Origin of the sequence: Verrucosispora sp. WMMA2121 (genome assembly GCF_027460185.1) — a bacterium.
Lineage (GTDB): Bacteria > Actinomycetota > Actinomycetes > Mycobacteriales > Micromonosporaceae > Micromonospora > Micromonospora palythoicola.
On record NZ_JAPZBH010000006.1, the window covers coordinates 4,713,065 to 4,735,752 of the forward strand.

The 22,688-nt window shown below is 66.6% G+C and carries 24 protein-coding genes; 12 read left to right on the forward strand and 12 right to left on the reverse strand.

What is annotated here, in order from left to right; genetic code table 11:
* Positions 1-81 precede the first annotated feature (81 nt).
* Both O7605_RS29990 and O7605_RS29995 read left to right on the forward strand, forming a co-directional pair.
* Positions 82-564, forward strand: coding sequence for a hypothetical protein (locus O7605_RS29990; protein ID WP_269742331.1), 483 nt, complete (start codon positions 82-84; stop codon positions 562-564).
* A gap of 182 nt (positions 565-746) precedes the next feature.
* Positions 747-1,637 carry an alpha/beta fold hydrolase gene (locus O7605_RS29995; RefSeq protein ID WP_269742333.1) on the forward strand — a complete coding sequence of 297 codons (891 nt, stop codon included), beginning with the start codon at positions 747-749 and terminating at the stop codon, positions 1,635-1,637.
* A 39-nt stretch (positions 1,638-1,676) separates the two neighbouring features.
* Here O7605_RS29995 and O7605_RS30000 read toward each other — a convergent pair whose 3' ends face one another.
* Together O7605_RS30000 and O7605_RS30005 are read right to left on the reverse strand one after the other, a co-directional pair.
* Positions 1,677-2,531, reverse strand: a complete 855-nt coding sequence (locus O7605_RS30000) for a TRM11 family SAM-dependent methyltransferase (protein WP_269742334.1) — start codon at positions 2,529-2,531, stop codon at positions 1,677-1,679.
* Between the two features lie 4 nt (positions 2,532-2,535).
* Positions 2,536-3,108, reverse strand: coding sequence for a hypothetical protein (locus O7605_RS30005; protein WP_269742335.1), 573 nt, complete (start codon positions 3,106-3,108; stop codon positions 2,536-2,538).
* Positions 3,109-3,389: 281 nt separating this feature from the next.
* Here O7605_RS30005 and O7605_RS30010 point away from each other — a divergent pair, with 281 nt between their 5' ends.
* Positions 3,390-4,163 (forward strand): hypothetical protein, encoded by a 774-nt coding sequence (locus O7605_RS30010; protein ID WP_269742336.1) that lies wholly within the window; start codon positions 3,390-3,392, stop codon positions 4,161-4,163.
* Between the two features lie 306 nt (positions 4,164-4,469).
* Here O7605_RS30010 and O7605_RS30015 read toward each other — a convergent pair whose 3' ends face one another.
* A complete protein-coding gene (locus O7605_RS30015) occupies positions 4,470-6,017 on the reverse strand; it encodes a hypothetical protein (RefSeq protein ID WP_269742337.1) in 1,548 nt (515 codons plus the stop codon).
* Positions 5,968-6,579, reverse strand: a complete 612-nt coding sequence (locus O7605_RS30020; RefSeq protein ID WP_269742338.1) for a hypothetical protein — start codon at positions 6,577-6,579, stop codon at positions 5,968-5,970. Before O7605_RS30020 ends, O7605_RS30015 begins: the two co-directional genes overlap by 50 nt.
* Before the next feature lie 244 nt (positions 6,580-6,823).
* On the opposite strand from O7605_RS30020, the gene O7605_RS30025 reads away from it, so the two are divergent.
* A complete protein-coding gene (locus tag O7605_RS30025) occupies positions 6,824-8,002 on the forward strand; it encodes a hypothetical protein (RefSeq protein ID WP_269742339.1) in 1,179 nt (392 codons plus the stop codon).
* Between the two features lie 291 nt (positions 8,003-8,293).
* On the opposite strand, the gene O7605_RS30030 is transcribed toward O7605_RS30025, so the two are convergent.
* The gene (locus tag O7605_RS30030; RefSeq protein WP_269742340.1) at positions 8,294-9,619 is read right to left on the reverse strand and encodes a hypothetical protein; all 1,326 of its coding nucleotides are present in this window, start codon (positions 9,617-9,619) and stop codon (positions 8,294-8,296) included.
* A 758-nt stretch (positions 9,620-10,377) separates the two neighbouring features.
* On the opposite strand from O7605_RS30030, the gene O7605_RS30035 reads away from it, so the two are divergent.
* A complete protein-coding gene (locus tag O7605_RS30035; RefSeq protein WP_269742341.1) occupies positions 10,378-11,046 on the forward strand; it encodes a class I SAM-dependent methyltransferase in 669 nt (222 codons plus the stop codon).
* Between the two features lie 207 nt (positions 11,047-11,253).
* Here the strand turns inward: O7605_RS30035 and O7605_RS30040 are convergent, their stop codons facing one another.
* The 3 genes from O7605_RS30040 to O7605_RS30050 all read right to left on the reverse strand — a co-directional run bounded on the left by O7605_RS30040 (position 11,254) and on the right by O7605_RS30050 (position 12,473).
* Positions 11,254-11,379, reverse strand: a complete 126-nt coding sequence (locus tag O7605_RS30040) for a hypothetical protein (RefSeq protein ID WP_269742342.1) — start codon at positions 11,377-11,379, stop codon at positions 11,254-11,256.
* Between the two features lie 207 nt (positions 11,380-11,586).
* The gene (locus tag O7605_RS30045) at positions 11,587-11,976 is read right to left on the reverse strand and encodes a hypothetical protein (protein ID WP_269742343.1); all 390 of its coding nucleotides are present in this window, start codon (positions 11,974-11,976) and stop codon (positions 11,587-11,589) included.
* 179 nt (positions 11,977-12,155) lie between these two features.
* Positions 12,156-12,473, reverse strand: coding sequence for a hypothetical protein (locus O7605_RS30050; protein WP_269742344.1), 318 nt, complete (start codon positions 12,471-12,473; stop codon positions 12,156-12,158).
* Positions 12,474-12,623: 150 nt separating this feature from the next.
* Between O7605_RS30050 and O7605_RS30055 the strand changes: the two genes are divergently transcribed.
* Positions 12,624-13,133, forward strand: a complete 510-nt coding sequence (locus O7605_RS30055) for an O-acetyl-ADP-ribose deacetylase (RefSeq protein ID WP_269742345.1) — start codon at positions 12,624-12,626, stop codon at positions 13,131-13,133.
* Between the two features lie 67 nt (positions 13,134-13,200).
* On the opposite strand, the gene O7605_RS30060 is transcribed toward O7605_RS30055, so the two are convergent.
* From O7605_RS30060 to O7605_RS30075, 4 genes are all read right to left on the reverse strand, one after another.
* Entirely contained in the window at positions 13,201-13,704 is a 504-nt protein-coding gene (locus O7605_RS30060; protein WP_269742346.1) for a DUF4265 domain-containing protein, read from the reverse strand.
* Between the two features lie 172 nt (positions 13,705-13,876).
* Complete coding sequence (locus O7605_RS30065) at positions 13,877-14,125, reverse strand: hypothetical protein (protein WP_269742347.1); 249 nt, start codon at positions 14,123-14,125, stop codon at positions 13,877-13,879.
* An 88-nt stretch (positions 14,126-14,213) separates the two neighbouring features.
* Positions 14,214-14,657, reverse strand: a complete 444-nt coding sequence (locus O7605_RS30070; RefSeq protein ID WP_269742348.1) for a DUF1707 SHOCT-like domain-containing protein — start codon at positions 14,655-14,657, stop codon at positions 14,214-14,216.
* A gap of 98 nt (positions 14,658-14,755) precedes the next feature.
* Positions 14,756-15,130 carry a VOC family protein gene (locus tag O7605_RS30075; RefSeq protein WP_269742349.1) on the reverse strand — a complete coding sequence of 125 codons (375 nt, stop codon included), beginning with the start codon at positions 15,128-15,130 and terminating at the stop codon, positions 14,756-14,758.
* A gap of 162 nt (positions 15,131-15,292) precedes the next feature.
* Between O7605_RS30075 and O7605_RS30080 the strand changes: the two genes are divergently transcribed.
* The 6 genes from O7605_RS30080 to O7605_RS30105 all read left to right on the forward strand — a co-directional run bounded on the left by O7605_RS30080 (position 15,293) and on the right by O7605_RS30105 (position 22,529).
* Positions 15,293-15,787 carry a YfbM family protein gene (locus tag O7605_RS30080; protein ID WP_269742350.1) on the forward strand — a complete coding sequence of 165 codons (495 nt, stop codon included), beginning with the start codon at positions 15,293-15,295 and terminating at the stop codon, positions 15,785-15,787.
* 357 nt (positions 15,788-16,144) lie between these two features.
* Entirely contained in the window at positions 16,145-16,435 is a 291-nt protein-coding gene (locus O7605_RS30085) for a pilin (protein ID WP_269742351.1), read from the forward strand.
* A 1-nt stretch (position 16,436) separates the two neighbouring features.
* Positions 16,437-17,369 carry a conjugal transfer protein TrbL family protein gene (locus tag O7605_RS30090; protein WP_269742352.1) on the forward strand — a complete coding sequence of 311 codons (933 nt, stop codon included), beginning with the start codon at positions 16,437-16,439 and terminating at the stop codon, positions 17,367-17,369.
* Between the two features lie 62 nt (positions 17,370-17,431).
* Entirely contained in the window at positions 17,432-18,325 is an 894-nt protein-coding gene (locus tag O7605_RS30095) for a PrgI family protein (RefSeq protein WP_269742353.1), read from the forward strand.
* Positions 18,322-20,073, forward strand: coding sequence for a VirB4 family type IV secretion system protein (locus O7605_RS30100; protein WP_269742354.1), 1,752 nt, complete (start codon positions 18,322-18,324; stop codon positions 20,071-20,073). The genes O7605_RS30095 and O7605_RS30100 overlap by 4 nt, the downstream gene beginning before the upstream one ends.
* Positions 20,070-22,529, forward strand: a complete 2,460-nt coding sequence (locus O7605_RS30105) for a type IV secretory system conjugative DNA transfer family protein (RefSeq protein WP_269742355.1) — start codon at positions 20,070-20,072, stop codon at positions 22,527-22,529. The genes O7605_RS30100 and O7605_RS30105 overlap by 4 nt, the downstream gene beginning before the upstream one ends.
* The last annotated feature ends 159 nt before the right edge of the window (positions 22,530-22,688 follow it).

A 22,688-nucleotide genomic window follows, 5' to 3' on the forward strand; every position in this document is an offset into this window, starting at 1 on the left:
ACCGGTGGCGCGCATGGCCGAGCCGACCCCGGACGGCGATAACCAGCGGCGCCGGTGCCGGACGTGGGTCACCATGACGATGTGAACCCGAACGAGGCACTGCTCGCCATGCGTGAGGCGGTGGCGCTGTGGAGCGTCGGCGACGTCACCGCCGCCGAGGTGGTTCGTCACGCCTGTGACCTACTGGTGGCAGGTCACGACGGACCTGCCCTGCGCATGCTGGCCGCAGTGTCACTACGTCACGCAGACGACGAGATGCCCGACGTCCTCGAAACCGCGCTGGCCGAGCTCAGCCTGCCCTACTACGAGCGCGGCAGCCCTGCCGGGCAGGAAGCAACCCTTCGGGTGCTTGCCGCCCGAGTGGTGGCCGAGACCATGTCGCCGTCGAGCCTCACCGTCTGGGCACACTCGAAGATCGGCCACGATCGGCTTCCCCTCGCCGAACGGCTTGTGCAACTCGACGACGTCTACGGCTGCGTCGAATACAGCGATACGACCGACGAGGACGTCGACGCTGAGGTGGTGGCTGAAGCCCGCCGGATCACGCAGTCAACTTCCCGGTGACTCCTCACCGATGCGGTGAACGCAACCGGCGCTCAGCGGCACGGCTCACTGGTGCCCCTGCTGAGCACGCCAATCCGACGATTCGACGTCCCACGGTGGCCGGGCGCACGCGGCCAACCATCAACTGACCCGGCTGTCTCGCACCGCGGAGCGGCCCGGCACAAGCCGCCATACTGTCGCCTGTGAACCCACACGTGCGCAGCGACGACAACTGCCACCTGTGGGCCGAGCAGGCCGGCACCGGGCCGCCGCTGGTGCTCTGTCACGGCGGTCCGGGCCTGTGGGACTACCTCACCCCGGTCGCCCGGCTGCTCGACGACCATGCCCGCACCATCCGCTGGGACCAACGCGGCTGCGGACGCTCCCAGCGGCGCGGACCCTACAGCGTGGCCCGCTTCGTCGCCGACCTCGACGCGGTACGCGACCAACTCGCCGGACCGGTCATGGCGCTGCTGGGCCACTCGTGGGGTGCGCACCTGGCGTTGCGGTATGCCATCGAGCACCCCGAACGGGTCAGCCACCTGATCTACGCGCCCGGAACCGGCATCGACCCCGAACGCGGCTGGCACCCGCACTACCAGCGGAACCTGCGACAGCGCCTCGGTCACAATCTGGACCGGTGGGAGGCGCTCGGTGCCCGCGTCCGCACGCCCGCAGAACAACGCGAACGGGCGGTACTGCAATGGTCGGCCGACTTCGCCGACCCCGGCACCGCCCTGCGGCACGCCGAACGTATGGCCACTCCATGGCTGGGCATCAACCAGGACTGCAACCAGGCCCTCAACGCCGAGGTCAAGCAGGAGCTCAGGAACTCCGACCTGGTCGTGCGGTGCCGGGCGCTCGACCTTCCCGTGCTGATCATCGACGGCGCCGAGGACATCCGCCCCCGCTGGGCCGTCGACTCGCTGCACGAAGCGCTGCCAAACAGTCAACGGGTGAGCCTGGCCGGCTGCGGCCACCTGCCGTGGGTCGAGAACCCGCACGACTTCCGACAGGCGGCAACCACCTTCCTGACGCGACACAGTCACCAGACTCCCAGCCAGGTACACCGCAGGCCCCCGGATCCGCGATAGCGTGACTGCGGTCGAACCCTTGGGTACACGTCGAGAACCTCAGGTCCCCGAACTCGCGGACTTCCAGCCTCGTGTGAGGACCAGCACGTCCTCGTGGGCGATGAGGTGCACGGGCAGTCCTTCGGCCCTGGACCGGCGTACGGATATGAGCCCGAACATCGAGGCACGGTGCACGATCTGCCCGTCGCGGACGGCGGCGAGCATCGCCGCGCACCGCTGCACCGGGACCAACCCCACCGACCGGGCGACCGCGAGCAGTTCGCCCGGCAGGTCGATGAAGTCGTCCCGCTGGCGGCGTACCGGCCGGCAGGTGATGATCACGATCCCGTCGGGACGCAGCAGCGGGTAGCTGGCGGCCAGGATTGAGGCGAACCCGTCGAGCAAGCGGGACCAGCCGCCGTAGGCCAGGTTGCCGTGCTCCCGGTTCCCGTACTGGTGGTACCGCTTGCGTACCCCGGTACTTGTGACCCGCACGAGACCGTGGGTGCCGCGCCCGTACGGCGGTGAGGTGAGCAGGAGTCCCACCCGGCCGACCGCGGACGCGGGTACCAGATCGAGCAACCCGGTGGCGTCGCCGGTGAGCACCTGCGCCGTGCCGGCCGCGTCCTTCGACGCGGCGAAGGCGACGTTGGCCTCGGCCATGGCGGTGTAGCGGGGCTCGATGTCGATCCCGATCCCCTGTCGACCAAGGTGCATGGCCTCGACGAGAGTGGTGCCGGACCCACACATCGGGTCGAACACCAGATCGCCCGGGGCGGTGTACGAGCTGATCGCGTGGGCGGCCAGGTGCGGCAGCATCTTGGCCGGATGGCTGGAGGTTTCCGGGACGTAGCGGCCCCTGCGCTGGTCACGAGCAGGTATCTGGCAGGTCAACCAGACCGAGGTGACCGGCATGGACTCAACCATCGGCGCCCCCGGCCTCCGTGCTGCGCGTCAGGATCAGCACGTCGGTATGAATGTCGAGCTGCGTCTGCTGGCCACGTCGGGGCGGTCGGTCGGCCACAACGATGTGCTGCAGGTACGCCAGGCCGGCTCGCTTCGCGGCGATGACCACGTCGACCGGCAGGACGACGTCGCCGTGCGGCAGCAGCACCGCCACGCAGCCGCCGGACACAAGGCTTTCACAGCAGCGGAGAAAGAAGTCCACCGGCGAGGTGGCCTCGGTCAGCGGCCAGCCGACGACGATCAGGGTCGCCGCCTCCCGGCCCCAGCCGACCTGCCGAGGCGCCTGCAGGTGACTGCGGCGGCCGGCGGCGATGACCGCGCGGGCCAACTGCGGCCCGCCGGCCAGGTCGATGATCAGATCGGACGGGTGGGTGAGGTTGTGGACCAGCCGCACGCCCATCGCGTTGGACATGGTCTCACCCACTGCGGGAGCGGGGACCGGCCAGACGGTAATCGGCACGGGCGGGTCGCCGGGCACCACGTCCCCCACCGGGATCGGCGCGCGGCGCGGATTGCTGTCGGTCATAGGCACGGTGGCCCCCGGACCGGCGGGCGTACTGACGATCCCCAGTGCGCCGCTGACAGGCCGATCGAACCCACCCCGCCCCTGACAGAACCCGTCACCCCGGCCGCCTGACAGCCTCCCGACCGGGTGTGCGGGCCGTCCTGACAGATCGGAACCTGACAGGACCGGACACCACCTGCCCCGGTCTGACAATCGCCTCTGGTGTCAGGTCGAGCTGTCCCAATCGGTGCTCACGGAGCCTTCGCACAAGGCGGCGCGCTCCACGTCGAAGGGACATCACCATGGCAACCATCAGCCGCACAAGGACTGCCGACACGGCACTGACCACCGCCGAGAAGGCATTCGAGCTGCTGACGTGCGCACCCGCGCCGCTGGTGTTCGACGCACGGCCGGTGCCCGGCCTGCCGGACACCACGATGCCGCTGGACAAGCTCCGCCAGCTGCTCATGCTCGAGTGCTACGACAGCACCACCACCGACGAGCTGTGGCGGCAACTCGCCCACCACGCCCGCGAATGGGGACCCGCCTGGCTCGTCGGCGCGATCGGCGTAGCGCTGCCCGCGCTCACGCACCTCGCCGCGAAGATCAGCCGCGGCGCGGCTCGGCACGCCGACGACGTGGACTCCGAAGTCCTCGCCGGGTTCCTCCACGCCCTGCGCACGGCAGACCTCGCCCCACCCCGGCTGTGGCTGCGGCTGTGCTGGGCGGCCTACCGTGCAGGCATCGCGGCCGTCAAGGCAGACGACAGCGAGGAGCTACCGCCCGACCTGCCCAGCGGGTCACGCTCACCACGCATGCCCTACGGGCACCCAGACCTGCTGCTCGGCCGGGCAGCCGCCACCGGCATGATCACCACCGAAGCCGCCGAACTGATCAGCGCAACCCGATTCGGCGACGCCCTGATCGAGCACCTAGCCGCCGAGCAAGGCATAACCGCATCGGCCCTGCGCATGCGCAGAAGACGAGCCGAGCGCATCGTGGCCACCGCCATCACACGCGGCGACCTCTCCGGCCCGGTCCACTCGTCCAGCCGCCGCGAAGGCATGGCGGCCTAACAACGCACCACTCTTCATCTACAGGAGGCCGCCCCGGCATTCCCCCGGGGCGGCCTCTGTCGGCGTACAGCGTCGAGTGCAGAGGTACGTACGGCTGCAAGTGCACAGCGGCACTGAGTTCGATCTACGTCCGGACACCCGTCGCCTGACCTGGCGGCGAATCGAGTCGGTGACGTTGGGTGATGCGGGTTGCTGAGCCCAGCCGTCCTCGGCGTCCGGATCTGCCGAGTTGAGTACGTCTGATCACATCGAGTGCAGCTTGAACGAACATGAACAAGCTGCATGCTTATCTTGATGTCTTAGCCTCTAAATATTTTCACTAGGTTCAATCTTCCCAGCCAAAGCCAGGTCCACAATGGCCTGAAATGGATGTCGGTTGCGGGGAAGAGTCGACAGGGCCAAGGCGTCCCACGAGTCGATTGTATCGACTCGTGCCAAATGATGCTGAGCGAAAGGTGGACCGTCAGTCCATTTGGCGGCGTATCGTGCATTAGTGATGGCTCGTAGACCGAACTCTCCGGCACCCCACCTTGCGAGACTCTCGTCCGCCAAAAGCAGCGTCGGGACGACACCGAGAGCTTGCAGATCCCCGACTCCCTGCTCATATAGCCTAGGTAGGCCGAATATCACACAAAGATCCAGCAGGACGGCGGCGAGATACGAATGACTCCTTTGCTTTTTCTCGACATGAAGGAGCGGTGGACCTACCAGGAATTCTATTTCTTCAGTCTCTGTCGCTTCCGATGACGGCAATCCCCACCCGTCTTCATATCGATCGAGGAGCCACACGAAGACAGCTTCAAGGTATCGTTCGACCGATTGTCCACCGACCACCCAGCTGCCAAGAGCTCCGAGCAGCACGCTATGCGCCCACCCATCCGACGGAGGCCTTTCGACACCTGGTTGCGATGACAGCACGGTGGAGACGGCTTCGGCACACGCTCGCCGTTCCGGCTCCGACAAACCTAATTGGAGCGCAAGGAGACCCCATGTCTCGACCAATCGCAGGCATACGATCGGATAAACAATATGGGGCATCAGGGGCGATACCTCGTTCAACAATGAGCGTGGATCTTCAATAGCGGCTCTGTACTGCTCAAGAAGACCTAACCCGTACGCGGCGTGAAGCTGACGCGCAAGTCCCGCGAAGAATTCTGCATTCTTCGCTCCCGGTTGACTCCTGGCGGCACGTAAAGCGCAGATGGCAGCAAAGGCGGCCATATCGGAGCGGCGGTTCTCGCGCAATCTCTCAGCAACCACGGCAACCTCAATTGCCACGCGGGGAAGCGGAGCCGTAGCCCATGTGCGTGTGTGACGCTCAAGTTGTCGCTGGTTAACAGTTCCTTGATCAATCGCGCCCAGGACAGCGAGAAAATCGCCAGTCAACCCACCTGCCAATCCGCAGGTAGGGTCCCCGACTAGCCATTGTCGCAAAAGATCCTGGTCCCAGACATCAAAGCCAATTTCGCCACGGCCTTTAAGAAACTCTCGATACTGCTGAGCATCGGGGGCCGCACCACCGACCAAACGTCCGGTTGTAACAAGGACGGCAACCCTTTCCATAGTCGAGTCGAAAGAAGGATGCGCGATTGTGTTGTATCTTGCTTCATCCACCTGCGCACGGATCTCTCGCCACGCGGCCGTGTTGATATCACCCGCCTTGCTCTGTATCGAGTACTGTCGGACGCGTCCATCGTCTTGCCGCTTGGCGATGAAGTCTTTCCCGAACTCGTAGGCACCATGAATCTTGTGTATATCGAAGAATCCGCTGGCGGCAAGCAAAGCCAACAACGGAGCGTCGAACTCACGCTCGGTGACGTTTTGAAGGTAGTGATCGACTACCCCTTCGAGCATCCCACTCAGCCTTCTTCCGGGCTAGCACAGCATTGAGTCGAGCCGTCTGTTGAGGAGTCGGCTCGCCGAGGCTTCGGAGCTTTTCTGCCGTGACAGGATTTACCACGAGACTGAGGTTGTGGTTACCGTCGTCATCGAACGAGAACTCCATCGCATCGACAGCATCGATAAGAAGGTCGTATGAAATATCGCCCTGAATCACGTTCCCAGTCGCTTGCGTCACATTGCTGATATCAGCAAGGATCTTTTTCGACACCTCCGCCTCCTGTTCTATGGCCGCTCGGTTTAATTCAGCAATAAAGTCGTCGTACCTCCCCTCAATGATGTCGTCATTCTTAATCGATATGTTGAACCCAACCTCAACAGGCTTTGAGTCGAGCGTTTCGCCGCTTTCTAGTTCAGCAGAGTAGGTAGGAAGATGCTCGACCGACTCTTTGCTGACGAGTGAGTACACGCCGCCCTGCGCTTCCATCAGCTCCTTTATGCACGCTGCCATAAAAGCCGAGCCAGCAGCATCGTACTCCGGGTAGGACACTCGGAAGTCAGCTCGTTTGCCAGACACGGAGGGCATGCTACTCCTACTCGGTGGGCAACCCGCCTGGTCGTCACATCAAGTCACCGACGACGGGACGGCGGCCGATGCCGAATGCTAGCGGACGCTGGAAAATCGGCCCTCGATCGCACTCTCGTGCCGCCGACCGGCGTCACAAAACGTGATTAAGGACGGCAGTGCCCAGCGTGCGGTCGGGCCGAGAACGGTGCGTTGCACGAGGGTGCCCGATTTCGACACCACGTAAGATCGCAGCGTGACGGACTCGACGCCCCATTGGCTCCCCGAGCGCCATCTCGGCGTCGCCGCGACGCTCTCGCACGCGGACGAGCTGATCGGGCAGGTCGGCGATCTGCTCTTCGCCTACCAGACGCAGGCCGATGGCGTGGTCGGCTTGCGCGAGGTTCCGGCGGGATCATTCAGCCGGACCGTCGTAGGCAGCGTGGCTCCGATCCCACGCAAGGTGCCACTCCTCGTGGCCGACGCGTTGGTGGCACTGCGGGCCGCGCTTGAGCACGCACTGTTCGCCGAGGTCGAGTTCTTGGACGGTGCGCCGCTCGACGAGAAGGCGGCCAGGCTCGTCGAGATGCCTGCGTCGGACACGTACGACAAGTTCGAGGAGTGGACGAGGAAGCAACTTCGTAACCGTCCGCCGTCACTGCGAGCTGGCAGCGAACTCGTGCGGCGGATCGATCGCCTGCAGCCCTTCCATCGTCAGAGCGATCCTCGGATGCACCCTCTGGCTCGACTGGTGCTCCACACGAACCACGCGAAGCACAGGACGCCCGCGATCACCGCGGTCCGCCTGGCTGCCATGTACCAGGAAGACCAAACGCCCCGCTCGGTACGCGACTTGCCACCGCGGCCCGAAGAGCCGCTGCGCGTCGGCGACGTAATCGCGGAAACCCCGATCGGCACCATCATCCCCGTCACCCTGTTTCCGACGATCGGAATCAATCGACCGGGCACGGACCGGTGGCCGGTGCTGATGCAGGAGCTCGATGAGATCTCCCACTGGGTCCGCACCCAGGCGGTGCCGCGCCTCGTCACGGGCACGGAGCCGCCCGAGCCGGCACTTCCGCCGCGCTATGAGATCGCTGTTGGCCACCAGGACGAACGCCGCGCGATGTCGATGGGTTCGACGACGTCGGCCGCAGATCGCCAAAAACAGCGCCTGGGCGCGGCAGTCGTTCGGACCGACCTGGTAGATCTGATCGGCCAGGTGGACGGCTCCCCGAGCGACCAGCAGATCACAGCGTGGCTGGCCCAACTGACCGACGAGGATGTGCTCGATCGGATGTCGAGGCTGAAGGTGACCCATACCTACGACCCAGGCGTCATGCTGCATAACGTCAAAGTGCTGGAAGGGCTACGTGACGAGGCTCTGGGATTCCTCCGGTGCGGACGCCCGGTCTTGCCAACCAGGGGCAAGTAAACACCCAGGCCATCAGCGGCTTACGGCGCGACGGCGTCGAAACTCGCAGACAGGTCCAGTGTTCTGCCGCTGATCACGCGCCCGGTCAGCGTCCGCTCGTAGCCGAGATGAGTGCGTCGGATTATGCAGCGAGACCACCGCGCCAAGGTCAAGAGTATCTGCGACAATGTGCGTCGTGATGCACGAAAGGCCGGCTTGGGGTTCGCCGCACGGAAAACGGATATTTAGGAAAGGCTCGAACGTCCGCAGTCCTTGCTGATCGTTTCTGGGTTCTGACACCGCCGCCATTCGTCAAGGCAAGGGCGTTGCCCAATGATCCATCACTCGCTCGGCGACGAATCTCACGAGCTGGATGTCGGATTGGAGGCTACGAGCCTCACGACTGAAGGGCAGGAGTGGCCGGCCAGTTCGCTTACCACCTCTGCCCGGTTCTTTGGCATGCACGATTCTACATCTGATACCGTAGATCCTCATGGCAACGTCATCTCGATAATCGAACCCAGGTTTCGGCTGGCCATTTGGATCCCGTTCGAGGGTTCTCACATCGGCGATTACTCTGCTATCAGATGCTACCGCGAGTATGTTGCTTCCGCGGAGGAACCCTTCGAGCTGTCTCGGCTGCATGGCGATGCGTAGGAGTGCTTCAATCTGACCAGGCTCGATGCTCAACTGCTTTCTGGAGGGAACGACGCCTTGGGTGCCAGACTTACCAATCGACGCCGAGTATGACGTTGCCGCCCGCAAGTAGTAGTATTCCAGAACCTGATAATACTTGAGGTACCTTTCCAAAGCATCTCGGCCCGGCGTGTTTGCAGCCCCGTACAGCTCAGTAGGAATTAAATCGTGCCGCCGAGACGGAAAACGAATTCTGCTTCGCGAGTTAGTGCGGGCACTTGGCACCTGCTTGTACGCTGGGCTCCAAAGCCTCACCGGCAGGTCTAGATTTGACGCCAGCATATGCAAGTAGCTTGACCCGTAAGACTCCAGCGCATCCTTCGCTTCACTGGCGTCCGCCGGCGAGAAGCCGCCCAGTTTGAGAGCGATTCCTGGGAGTTCCCTTCGACGGCTTCCAGCGTATGCAACAAGGAGGCTGTCACATGCGCCTGCGATCCGCAGAGTTCGTGCGCCTCGACCGTGTGGCCGCTTGTCATCTACGTTCAATAGACCAGTTGAATTCAGCAGGCCGAACACGTCTTGGACCACCGGATGCTCATGCAGGTTCGCCCTCGTCTTCAGCTTCGGCCTCAATTGGCGAGATAGGGCAAGGATGATGTCGTCCCGAGGCCCGGCCAGCCAGGCTTCGATGACGTCCTCCGACTTGACCCACAAGGCTCGATGTTCGGGAATCGGATGTACTTGCTCGACCAACCGCCGCGCCCCAGGTAAGTCGGTGGCGGATCGGAACCTGGTTCTAAGGATCGCGTCGCCGTTCTCCTTTAGGAATACGAGGCGAGCATCTCCTCGCGGCCCGCGATTACCGGACCATTCAATTCGGACGTCAGAGCGGAGGGACGCCAACGCCGTTAGCTGTTGCACCGCATCGGCGTACGTGACGGCGGGGACAGGTTCGTCATAGTCCCAGATATCGTCATCGGCCTCATAGTATTCGTCGTCCACGCGCTGCCCCGCCCTCCTTTGTTTGCTGCAGCAAAGTTGAACTAATCCAACTGCCCTTCCACCTGTTCGGCGGGCCACACACTCAGATCGCCGGGCGGATGTGTCGCCCGCAGGGGCGCCTACGGCGCGGTGCAGTGGATGCCGGCCGCAGAGTCTTGGCGAGAGTCAAGCCGGTGGCTGGATCCCGGCCTGACGCAGGCGCCACCGAGCTGCTTCCCGGTGCTGTTCGTTGAAGATGGGCTTCCATCTGGCGTCGAGGATTGCCCACTCAATGGTGAGTTCTGGTCGTCCTGCCTGGACCAGTCTCTCGAAACCGGTCTGGATGTCTCCGCTGATTACGAGCCGCCGCGCAGCCTCCGCAGCGCCATGCCTGCCAGGCATTCCGACCCATGCCGCCGGGTTGTAGGGGGGCGAGAGCCTCCGACACGCGCCCACTGCGGCATCGCAGGCATCCTGGAACTCGGCTTCGAGCGACGCGTGCGGCCGCTGGCTACCCTCATAGCTCGTCGACAAGTTGCGCTCCTTCGGCGAAAGCCCGCTCTGCCGGAAAATCGTCAGTATCCCGTCCGTTCACGAACGTGCACAACCCTCGGCATCAGCGGTGAACTCTCATGCCGCCGACCGGGCGTCACAGAACGTGACCAAGAGCGGCGGCATGCCACGTGCGGTCGTAGCCGATGAGCGGGTCGCTCGGACCGTTCTGAGCTGCCGATCTTGTCGATGTTGCGGCCCGGTCCGTGTTCCGGGATATTCGACCGATGGTTGGTCGCGACGATCTGGCGGAGTTGCTCGACGAGCAGGCCGGGTTTTATCGGGCGGTTGCTCCCGAGTACGACGATCATGCGCTGCCGTTGCCCGGCGGCGGTGAGCTGTCCGAGGCGCTGGATGCGTTCCGGCCGACCGGTAGCGTGCTCGAACTCGCCTGCGGCCCAGGCACTTGGACCGGCCAGTTGGTGCGGCATGCCACCGACGTGACCGCCGTGGACGCCTCCGCTGAGATGCTCGGCATCGCCTCTGCCCGGGTGGGCAAGCAGCGGGTCCGATTTGTGCTGGCTGATTTGTTCGGCTGGCGGCCGGACCGTCGCTACGACGTCGTGTTCTTCGGGTTCTGGTTGTCGCACGTTCCGCCCGAACGCTTCGCGTCATTCTGGTCGATGGTGGCCGACTGTTTGCTACCGGATGGAAGGGTGTTCTTCGTCGACGACGGGTACCGCACGGTCGAGGAACTCATCGAGGGCGAGGACTCCGTGGTCGTCCAACGCCGGCTCACCGACGGAACGGCTTATCGAATCGTCAAGGTTCCGTACCAGCCCGAAGACCTCGAACAGCAGCTCGACCGGATGGGTTGGCGCATCAAAGTCCGTTCCACGTCCGGGCCGTTCTACTGGGGAGCGGGAAACCACGCTCGCCCGCCGCAGGTTCGCTGAGCCAGCGACGGCTGCGGGGCAGCGACCGCGGAACCGAGTCGCACGCGCACGGCCGGCTCAACTGCCACGGCAGACAGCGACCGCGCTCAGCACCCGAATCCAGCCGCAGTCCGGGTGCGCTGGCCGCCCGAGGAGCACAGGCCGCGCCGTAGTCGGAACTCGCTTGACCAGCCGCCTACGCTCGTTCGCGTGCAACGGGATCTGGTACTACGCGGGCTGGCGGAGAACCCCGCAGTGCCAGTTGACGAGCTTGTGCGCCTGCTGCGCGGCTGGCCGGAACCGGTTGCCGAAGGACTTCAGGCCCGCGCTGCCGTTGGGTACACCCCGGCTCACGCTGTGGCTGCCTCACCGGGCACCGGCAGCCTGCCTGGTCGAACAACTTCTCAGGCACGCCAGGCTCACACCGAGGAACCGTGTGAACGCGCGCTCGGTCAGGTGCTCGCTCATGCCGCCGCCCGGGCGTAGCGGTCGTTGCAGGTGGTTGGTCCACAATGGGGCGCTTTCCCGGCGACTTTCCCACCAGTTGCGGGATGCCGATGGTCAGAGACTCCGTCGGTAGCCGCACTCCTCGTGTACCCAGTGATCAAGGTAGGTTGCCCTGTCGACGGGCGAATTGACGACGGTGAGCCATTCGGTTGCCGCCTGCTTCATGTGTCGGACTGCAGCGGCGTCCTGCTCCGGTGGTCCCCTTCCAGGGGCGTCCATCTCATCTGTCAGCGCTCCCCAGATGAGGTTGAGCGCGGTCGGAACGTCGGGCAGATACTCGCCTGCAGGGGTCTCGGACATTGCACCCACGGCCAGCCCTTGGAACTCGAGGCCCGCGGAGTAGGTGGGCCAGCCCTCTCCGGCATCGAGCACAAGACGTGCCTGATCGGCAGCTGCCGCCAGGAAGCCTTCGGGCCCGTGTTCCGGATGCCAATGACCTGTCACGACAAGGACGCTACGTCCCCCTTCAAGAGCATCGAGCCCGGCTCCATGCTCAGCGAGCGCGCCCTGAAGCGGCCCTCGGGCGGCCGCGGCACCTACTCGGCCGCGGCCCCGTGTGGCGCCGACGCAGACTCGGGCACGCGGTCATGCCGCCGACCGCGCGACTGCGGAGGTGGGAGCGGTCAGCACAGCGGTAATCGGTACAGCACTTCGACGTACCTGATCTCGTCGTGGACCACGTCGAGGATGAGGTGGCCCGGCCAAGGCGCGTCGAGGCAGACATTGCGGTGGCCATCGCCATAGGCGCCAGCCGGCGGCGGCGCGGTGTAGAAGCTCTGGCAGAAGCCGTCCCCGCAACCGCACGTCTGCACCACTCGCAGCCGCCCAACCTGCTCCGCCAACGGTTCCTCGCCTTCGGCCCCGAGCGCTGCGCCGAGTTCGGCGGTGAAGACTGGCCACATCGTAGAGAGCAACGGTGCGTACGCAGCGTTGTTCTCCACGAGGAGGCAAGCTACCTGTGCGATGCCCCGAGCACACGCTCATTTGCCGCAGATCGTGCGGCGGGAGCTGTCGATCTGTCTGGATGAAGTGGCTGCGCGGTTGGCGACGGTGGGTCGGCACGCCGTCGTCTGGTGTGCCAGGATCCTGCTGTGGTCGTGATCGAGATTGTGATGGGTGACATCACGCGGGAGCACGTGGACGCCATCGTCACGGCCGCGAACGAGTCACTGCTCGGTGGCGGGGGTGTGGACGGCGCGGTTCACCGCGCTGCTGGGCCTCGCCTGGCGCAGGCTGGAGGTGCGATCGGCCCCTGCGAGCCGGGAGACGCAGTGGCTACCCCGGCATTCGACCTCGACCCGCCGGTGCGGCACATCATCCATGCTGTCGGGCCGATTTGGGAAGGCGGCGGCCACGGTGAGGCCGACCTTCTGGCCTCCTGCTACCGCAGGAGCCTGCAGGTCGCCGACGAACTCGGCGCCCGCAGCGTCGCCTTCCCGGCAATCGCCACCGGCGTCTACGGCTTCCCTGCCGACCAGGCCGCCCGGATCGCTGTAGCAACGATCAGGTCCACTTTGACAAACGTCCAGCTTGCAAGACTCGTCGCATTCGACGACGACACCCGAAAGCACCTACAAGCCGCAGTGACAGCCACTGGCTGACCCATCTGGATCTGCCGCAGATCGTCGAGTGGTCGCCCGGCGCGAATCGTGGATCGATCCAGGGAAGTCAGGCGTCCCACCATCGTGTGCTCCCAGATCCCACCTCGTAGTGCCACCAGCCGCTGTTCTGGCCACGTTCCAACACCAGTTTGATGGCGGCGAAGTCCGCGTCGGCCGGAATATTGAACGCCACCAGCGGCAACTGCTCGCTGAAGACCTCACCGCCGAGATTGAAGGCCGCGAACTCGGCGTGCACGGCCCGCGCCGACCGGCCGAGTGGCCCAGCGGGATTCGGAAGCACCCGCACCGTGCAGTTGCCGGAGGCTTGGACCTGTTCCACAGACCAGAACCGCCCGTCGGCGTCCGTCACGAAACGTATGATGTCATCCTCAGCCACTCCGTCCTGCAGGAACGGCACGTTGCGGACCTGGGCCAGATCCTCGCCAACCCGTGTTGCCCACAACCCTTCCGTATCGAATGGCAACCAGCCCTCCCGCGGGATGAACCGGAACCAGACCTTGATGTCCTCGGCTTCCCGCTGAGAATGGACGTCGACCGAACCCGATGCCATGTGAGGCCCCATCTTCGAGAAGCCGACGCAACACTCGAACACTACTCGCCAGCCGCCGCCCAGCGGCTCTCACGGCCAGCGCCACGATGCACGCTTCTGCCGCTGACCGCGTGTCTGCCGGCCAGCGCGCGACCGGTTACTCGTATTGCGGCACCGTGACGAAGCCCACGGTCTACCTGTCTTCGTCGAGGGGGTAGGAGTCGACGAGGAAGCAGTCCGGCTCGTCGCGGAACCCGGGAAGCCTCCGTGCGGCCACCATGCGTTCGTCTGCCTTCTGCTGGCTGGAGTAGACGCCAAGGATCTTCAGGTCGTCCCCGCCTTCTTCGTCCCAGACCAACTCGCCGTCCTCGCCCCGATGTTTGGTGGGGCTACCGTCGACGAAACGTGCGTGTCGAACGTGCCAGAGCAGGAAAACTTCCACGGGTTGACCGTACGGCCTGTGCGATCATCACGGTCCTCGGTCCGACCGGACTGTCGCCCGTTCATGGCCGCGAGTCGCGTCCGACCGTCTATTGCGGTTGTTGGCTGCGTCCACGGTTCAGCAGGTGCTCGGTGTAGACCAGCGCCACGCTCAGGGCCACCGGCACCGCAAGGCTCCACCAAGCGCCGTATACGAAGCCGAGCACGACCGTCACCGGCAGCCCCAGCAGCAGCGCGAGGCAGACCGCTACCGCGAGGGGCGGCATGTCCTCGTCGGCGTCTGCCGACGGGCCTGGCGACCGGGGAAGGTCGGGATGGGGAGCGGGTAGGTCAACGAAGACCTGCAGCAGTTCAGACTGGATACGCGCCGTCTGGCACGCTGCCCATCGCTGCTCGTACTCGGCATGGTCCAGCCGCTCGGCGGCGAGATGTTCGTCGAGTGCCTCGCGCGCGGCGTCGCGCTCCGGCGTGCCGATCCTCAGGTCGACAGCAGACTCGTCCAGGTTCTGGACGAGGTCCTCCGAGTTGGTCACCGGCCGAGGGTAGGGCAAAGTCTCTGATCATTTGCGGGAAGAATCTACGACCTGAGACGCCCTGACATGCCGCGGAGCGCTCGTCGCTGAAGGTGACGTCAGTCCTGGCGTGGGACTAGGCAGAAGGGGTGCCCGGCCGGGTCGGTGAGTACCCGGAATCGGTCTCCGTCCGGCTGGTGCTCGGGCTTTGCCGCACCCAGCTCCAGGAGCATGGCCTCGGCTGCGTCGATGTCGTCGACTGTGAAGTCGAGGTGTACTTGCTGGGGCACACTCTGTTCCGGCCAGCGTGGTGGCTGGTAGTCGCTGACTCGCTGGAAGCCGATGAACAACCCGTCTTCACGGGTGAGCCCGGCGAACTCGTCGTCGGACTTGGGATGCAGTGCGAGTCCGGTGGCCCGCTGGTAGAACGCGGCCAACTCCAAGGGGTCGGCGCAGTCGAGCGTGATCGCCGCGAGGGTCAGCGTCGAGCGCACCTGCCACTCCTTCATGACGATGTGCCGGCAACGGGAAGGAGTGTAGGGCGGCGACAATGCACGGACATGCCGCAATCGGCGCGCTGACCTTGCGGCTCCTTCGTGCTGTGGTCCGAGCTGAACCCCCGCAACGACTGGTGAAGATCAGCATAGGATCTCTGCGTGCTGGGAGTGCACTTCGCGATCACGCCGGAGCAGGAGCGGTCGCTGCTCGCGGCCGCCGATGACGGCGACGGCGACGGCGACGCGGTGGACGAACTTATCGAGGAGATCGAGGAGTCGTGGGCCGAGGACGGCCTGAAGGTCGACAGCGATAAGGCATGGGACGCCATCCACCGGTGCCTGACCGACGGCACCCTCGAACCCGATGGTGGCGAGTATCCGTTCAGCCATGCGGTGCTCGGCGGACGCCGGCTGCACGACGAGTACGTCATGGTCTACCTCACGGTGAACGAGGCCCGGGACGCGGCCGCCGCTCTGCAATCCGTCGACCGACGCCAGCTGCGCCAGCGGTTCGACGCCATCGACGACCCCGACTATCACGGCGCCCTCGACGACGCCGACTTCAACTACACCTGGGACAACCTCGTCGAGGTTCGGGCGTTCTACCAGCGGGCTGCAACCGCCGGGCGTCCCGTGGTCTTCACCGCCACCTGAACTGGGCACTGATCTGCCGCCAAGACGCACAGTCTCGATGGCACCGGCCAGCGCATCGTCAAGCGGTGGCGGCGACGTGAGCCGTTGTCCGGTCTTGTCAGGGTGTGACAGGCGGGTGGTGGGTTCGATCGGCCTGACAGCCGAGATCTGGGCGGTGCATGTCATCCATGGCATGCCCGCCCGGTGGGGACCATTTCCTTCCGGCGAGGCCCCCGGGTCTGGCATGGCTGGCGCGGCGTACTGACACCGCAATTCCTTCGCATCGCGCAAGGGAGGAGCGCCCCCAACCGGACCTCACCGGTCCTTCGCTCTGGTCCTCACCGCGGCGGCCCCGCATATCTCTTGTGGAGCGCCGCAATGCACACAACTCTGTCCGTTCTGTCTGATCTCGCCGCCACGCCGCAGCCGTTGGCGGTCAACAGCATCAACCAGGTCATCTCCAACATCACCGGTTGGGTCATGGGCATCATCGCGCTGGTGGCGACGATGTTTCTGGTCATCGGTGGGCTGCGCTACATGGCAGCCGGCGGTGACCCGGCGCAGGTCGAGCAGGCCAAGGGCAACTTCAAGTCCGCCCTGGTCGGCTACGCCCTGGCGGTGCTGGCCCCGGTGATCCTGCAGGTGTTGCAGGGCATCCTCGGCGGCTGACATGTCAACCATGATGATCAACGGGTTGATGGAGGCCCTGGTCGGCTGGCTGGCCGAGACGGTGAACGCCGTTCTCGGCGGGCTGCTGGCCTTCCTCACGTCGTCGATCTTCGTCTCGCCGGACGTCACCGTGTTGCCGCAGGTGCGCTCGATCGCCGGCAACAGCGCGGTGGTCGTCAGCGCCTGCTTCGTCGTCGCGGTCATCGCTGCCGGTGTCGCCGTGATGTTGGGTGATTCGGTCGAGACCCAGTACCACGTCAAGCACCTACTCCCCCGGCTTGTGGTCGGGTTCGTGCTCTCCGTGTTCGCGGTCCCGCTGACCGGCGCGCTCATCGAGATTGCGAATGCGTTGACGGTGGCGATGGCCGGTGAGTCCGCACCGACCACCGAGACCGTCGCCTTCGTCCGGGCGCGTATCGCGTCGGCGATGACCGATCCGAGCAACGCGCTTCTGATCGCGGTCATCGGGCTGCTCATCGTGGTGCTGATGTTCATGCTCGTCGCCGGTTGGCTGGTGCGCATCGGTTTGCTGGTCATCCTGGCGGGCATCGCGCCGGTGGCGTTGGCCTGCTACGCCACCCCGTGGACGCAGGGCGCCGCCGGGCTGTGGTGGCGTGCGGTGCTGGGGTGTCTGGCCACACCCATGTTGCAGGCGGTGGCGTTCTCGGCGGGCATCGACCTGCTGGTCGACCCGACATCGAACCTGCCGATCCTGCTCGGCCTACCCAGCTCGGACACCCTCAACCTGCTGATGGTGATCGTGGTCCTGTGGACCACGGTGAAGATCCCGAGCCTGATGCGCCGGTTCGTCACCCAGCAGGGCCGCGCTCCGAACATCACCGGCCTCATCCTGCGCACCGTCGCTGTCCAGGGAATGACTCGTGGCCTGGGTCGGCGTATGCCAACGCCGGTACGGCCTACGCGGTCGATATGAGTTCCCACACCCACCGCCGCTACCGCCGGATGCGCACCCGTCTACTTCAACCGGAGTGACACATGACCAACCTTGATGACAACGTCCCGCGCGCCGTCGTGCCGGCCAACGTGAACGAGCCGGATCGCATCGCGTTCGGCCTGACGTTTCGGCAGCTCGGCATCATCGGTGGCGTCGGCCTGGCCGGGTTCGGGATCTACCGCATGTACGGGCACCTGCTCCCGCCGGCGGCGTGGATCGTCGCCGGGGTCCTCGTGTTCGCTGTCGCGGTCGTGGTGGCGCTTGGCCGCCGCGACGGACTTCCCTTGGACGTGTGGCTGCGCCACGGCCTCACGCTGTCCCGCAGCCGGCGCACCCTCGCTCCGGGCACCGCGCGGGCCAGCGCGGTCGCGGCCGTCGCCGGTAAGCCGAGCGTCCCGGCGCCGCTGCGCTCGCCGGTCACGGCGGTCAGCTCGACCGGAGTCCTGACCAGCGAGGGCAGCGACAAGGTGTTGATCGCCTGCGGCACCACGAACATCCACCTACGCACCGGCGGCGAGCAGGGTGCGCTGGTGGACGGGTTCGGTCGGTTCCTCAACAGCCTGACCGGGCCGGCGCAGATCGTCGTTGCCGCGCAGCGGCACGACCTGACCGTCTATGCGCAGGCGACCGTCGATCACGCGCCGCGCCTGCCACACCCTGCGTTGCGGGCCGCCGCCGACGACTACGCCGAGTTCCTCCTCGACCTCGACAGCGAACGGGATCCGTTACGCCGGCAGGTCCTCGCCGTCGTCACCGGCGCGCACGCCGCCGACACGGCCCTGCGTGCCCTGTCCGGCCTCGGTGTCGAAGCCACCGCGCTGGACGGGCCGGCCGTCGCCTCGGCCCTCGCGAACGCGGTCGATCCGTTCTCCCCACCGGTGCCTGGCCCTCGCGCGGTGCCCGGCGCCCCGATCACCTCACGGAGCACATCATGAACATGTGGAAACCCAGGAAGAGTGTCGCGGTCGGGGAGGGCATGCCCTCCCCAGCCGCGTTGTCGGTCACGCCCTGGCATGTGCAGGTCGGCGACGGGTACGCCGCCACCTACGCGGTGTGCGGCTATCCGGCGGAGGTCGGCCCCGCCTGGCTCGACCCGCTGCTGTCCTATCCCGGACGGGTCGACGTGGCGGTGCACGTGGAGCCTGTCGCGCCGCAGCTGGCCGCGCCGATGCTCAAACGCCAACGCGCCCGCTTCGAATCGTCGCGCCGCTTGGATGCCGACCAGGGACGGCTCGGTGACCCCATGGTCGAGGCGGCAGCCGCCGATGCCGCCGACCTCGCCGAACGGGTCGCCCGCGGGGCGGCGAAGCTGTTCGACACCGGCATCTACGTCACCGTCCACGCCCGTACGCTGGACGAGCTGCGCACCGTCACCGCGGGCGTGAAGTCCGCCGCCGCGAGTGTTCTGTTGGACCTGCAGCCGGCGACGTTCCGCCATCAGCAAGGCTGGGTGGCGACGTTGCCGGTCGGGGTGGACCCGCTGCGGATGCGCCGCATCCTGGACACCACCGCTCTCGCTGCGGCCTTCCCGCTCGCGTCGGCGGACCTCGCTGCTCCGGCTCCGGGGGCCGTCGCCCCGCCCGGGGGCGTGCTCTACGGGGTCAACACGACCAGCAATGGGGTGCTGATCTGGGACCGGTGGGCGCAGGACAACCACAACAGCGTCGTCCTCGCCCGCTCCGGTGCGGGCAAGAGCTACTTCGTCAAGCTCGACGTCCTGCGCAACCTGTACCAGGGCACGACCGTCAGCGTGATCGACCCGGAGGACGAGTACGCGCCCCTCGCCGATCACGTCGGCGGCACCGTCGTGCAGCTCGGCCAGCCCGGTGTCCGCGTCAACCCCCTAGATGTTCCCACCGACAACCGGCCCGACACCCTGACCCGGCGTGGCCTGTACCTGCACACGCTGATCTCGGTCATGCTCGGCGCGGCACCGCCGCCGGCCGAACGCGCCGCCCTGGACCGGGCCATCACCACCACCTACGCCGCGGCGGGGATCACCGGCGACCCGGCCACCTGGACCACACCCGCACCCTTGCTGCGCGACCTGGCCGCCACACTCGACGCGGACGACGACCCGGCCGCCGGGCAGCTCGCCGCGCGGCTCGCCCCGTGGACGGTGGGGAACTTCGCCAGCCTGTTTAGCGGGCCGACCACCACCGCCCCGACCGGACATCTGGTGGTGTGGTCGCTGCGGCACCTGCCCGACGAACTACGTACCGTCGGCACGCTCCTCGCGCTGGACTCGATCTGGTCGGCCATCGACACCCCGACCGCGAGTTCACGCCGGCGGCGCAAGCTCGTGGTGGTGGACGAGGCATGGCTGCTGATGCGCGACGGCGAGGGCGCGCGGTTCCTGTTTCGGATGGCCAAGGCCGCCCGCAAGCGCTCCGCCGGGCTGTGTGTCATCACCCAGGACGCCGCCGACGTGCTCTCCACCGACCTCGGTCTGGCCGTCGTGTCCAACGCGGCGACCCAGGTGTTGATGCGCCAGAGCACGCAGTCCATCGACTCGGTGAGTGAGGCGTTCAGCCTGACCGCCGGGGAGTCGCGGCTGCTGCTGTCGGCGCCCAGGGGCGAGGGGCTGCTCGTCGCGGGCCGATCGCGCATCCCCTTCCGCAGCGTCGGGTCGGGCGCAGAGCATCGGATCGCGGTTACTGGTGTCGGGCAGGACGAGGGATGATCGCCCCGACCTGGCCTGCCGAGGTGTGGCAGTGGGTCATCGCCCGGCCGTGGCTCGGCTTCGTCGCCGCCGCCGTGATCGTCGGCACGGTGTTCGCCCACGATCAGGTGCTCGCCTGGCGGCATCGGCGGTTCGCGGCCGGCGCGCGGTGGTTGACCATCGCCGCGCCACCCGAGGTCACCGCCGAGGCCGCCGCCGCGTTCTGGAGCACCCTCATGGGTGTGCTGACACCGTCGGTGTGGCGTCGGCGTGTGTTCGGCTACCCGCATGTCGGGTGGGAGTACACCTGGACCGGCCGCGCCCTGACCATCCGGGTCTGGGTGCCCGGCACGGTGCCGCCCGGCGCGGTCGAGGCCGCCGTCCGGGCGGCCTGGCCCGCCGCGACGATGACGACCACCGATGCCGCCGCACCGATTCCGGGTGAGGTGGGTGAGGAGGTGGGTGGGGCGCACTGGCCGCAGCACACCGACGTACTGCCGCTGCGCGCCGAGCACGACGCCGATCCGCTGCGGGCGCTGCTCGCCGCCGGGGCCGAGGTCCGCCATCGGGAGCACGCGTGTGTGCAGATCCTCGCTCGCCCGGCCCCCGCCGGACGGGTCCGCGCGGCTCGGCGGGCGGCGGCGGGCAGCAGCACCCATCCGCACGGGCGGCCCGACGTGGCCGCCCGTGCCGTCTCCGGGGCGGCCCGGTTGGCGATCGAGCCTGTGCTGTGGCTGCTCGACGCGTTCACGCCCGGCCCGGCCCGGACCCGCGCACCGGCCACCGTGCGGCGGGTAGCCGAGCGGGACCCGGTTGCCAGCGCGGACGCCCGCACCGTCGTGGACAAGGCGGTGCGGGTGCCGCACTTCGAGATCGCGGTCCGGTTCGCCGTCGCCACCGACCCGGACAACACCCGACCGGACGCGCAGCGGGCGAAGCAGATCCGCGAGCGCCTGGTCGGACTCGGGCACACGATCGCCTCGGCTGCCGCGGCGTACACGGGCCCGAACCGGCTGCGGCGGATGACGATGCCGCAACCGGTCGCCACGATCGCCGGGCGCAGGTTACGGCGCGGGTTCCTGGCCACCGTGCCGGAACTCGCCGCCATGGCGGCGCTGCCACTGGACCTGGCGGTGCCGGGCCTGGACCGGGCGCGGGCCAAGGCTATGCCGGCGCCGGTGCAGGTGCCCTCCGGCGGCCGTGGGGTGAAGGTGTTAGGCCGGTCGCAGATCGGCCACCACAGCGTCGGGCTGAAGGTGACCGACGCCCGCCAGCATGTGCACGTGGTCGGCAAGACCGGCGTCGGCAAGTCCACGCTGCTGCTGAACATGATCCTCGGCGACATCAAAGCCGGCCGCGGGACGGTGGTCATCGACCCGCGTGGGGATCTGATCACCGACATCCTCGACCGGCTTCCCGCCTCGTACGCGAGCAAGATCGTGATCGTCGACCCGGACCAGGAGAACCCGGCCTGCTTCAACCCTCTCGATGACGGGGGCGATCGGCACCTGGCCGTGGACAACCTGGTGGGGATCTTCGCGAAGATCTTCCAGGGTCAGTGGGGTCCCCGGATGGACGACACGATGCGGGTGGCGTGTCTGACGCTGATGCGCCACGCCAAGCCGACGCTGAGTCTGGTGCCGTCGCTGTTGCAGGACCGGGAGTTCCGAGGCCGGTTCACCCACGGCCTGGACGACCCGGACGGGCTCGCCGGGTTCTGGGTCTGGTATGACGGCATCAACGAGCAGTTCCGCGGCCAGGTCATCGCCCCCGTCCTCGCCAGGCTCAGGGCGTTCCTGCTGCGGGACTTCGTCAAGAGCGTCATCGGCAACGCGCACAGCTCGTTCGACATGGGCAGAATCCTCGACGGCGGTGTTCTGTTGTGCCGGCTACCGAAAGGCATCCTCGGCGAGGAAACCAGCCGCATCCTCGGGTCGCTGATCGTCGCGCGGGTATGGCAAGCCGCTATCGCCCGCGCGAGCATCCCCGAAGACCAGCGTAGAGACGCCGTCCTCTACATCGACGAATGCCAGAACTTCCTCACCCTGCCCGGCAGCGTCGGAGACATGCTGGCCGAGGCACGCGGATTCCGGCTCGGCCTGGTCCTGGCCCACCAGGACCTTGCCCAACTACCCAGGGATGTCGCGGCGGCGGTGTCCGCCAACGCCCGCTCGAAAGTGTTCTTCAACGTCGACCCAGCCGACGCGCGGGAGTTGTCCCGGCACACCAAACCCGAGCTGGACGAGCACGACCTGGCTCACCTCGACGTCTACACCGCCGCCGCCCGGCTGCTGGTCGGCAACCGGGAGCTACCCGGGTTCACCTTCGTGACGAACCCACCGGCGCCGGTCGTGGGTGAGGCGACCGCGATCCGGCAGGAATGCGCCGCCGCCCACGCTCACGCCGACGAAGAGCCGCCGATGCAGCAACTCGCCCGCACCGCGATGAAGCGGCGCATGACATCCCGCGAGCGCTGAGCAGCGACGACGCTCGTTCGGGGCCTCGGCTGGGTGCGGCATCGGAGGCTCGTTTGGGGGTGTCCACGACACGAGGCCCCAGACGAGCCCTCCGCACCCGGCCTGTCAGGTGCCTGGCCTGCCGAAACCGGCCCGACGACGGGGCCATTTGCAAGATCA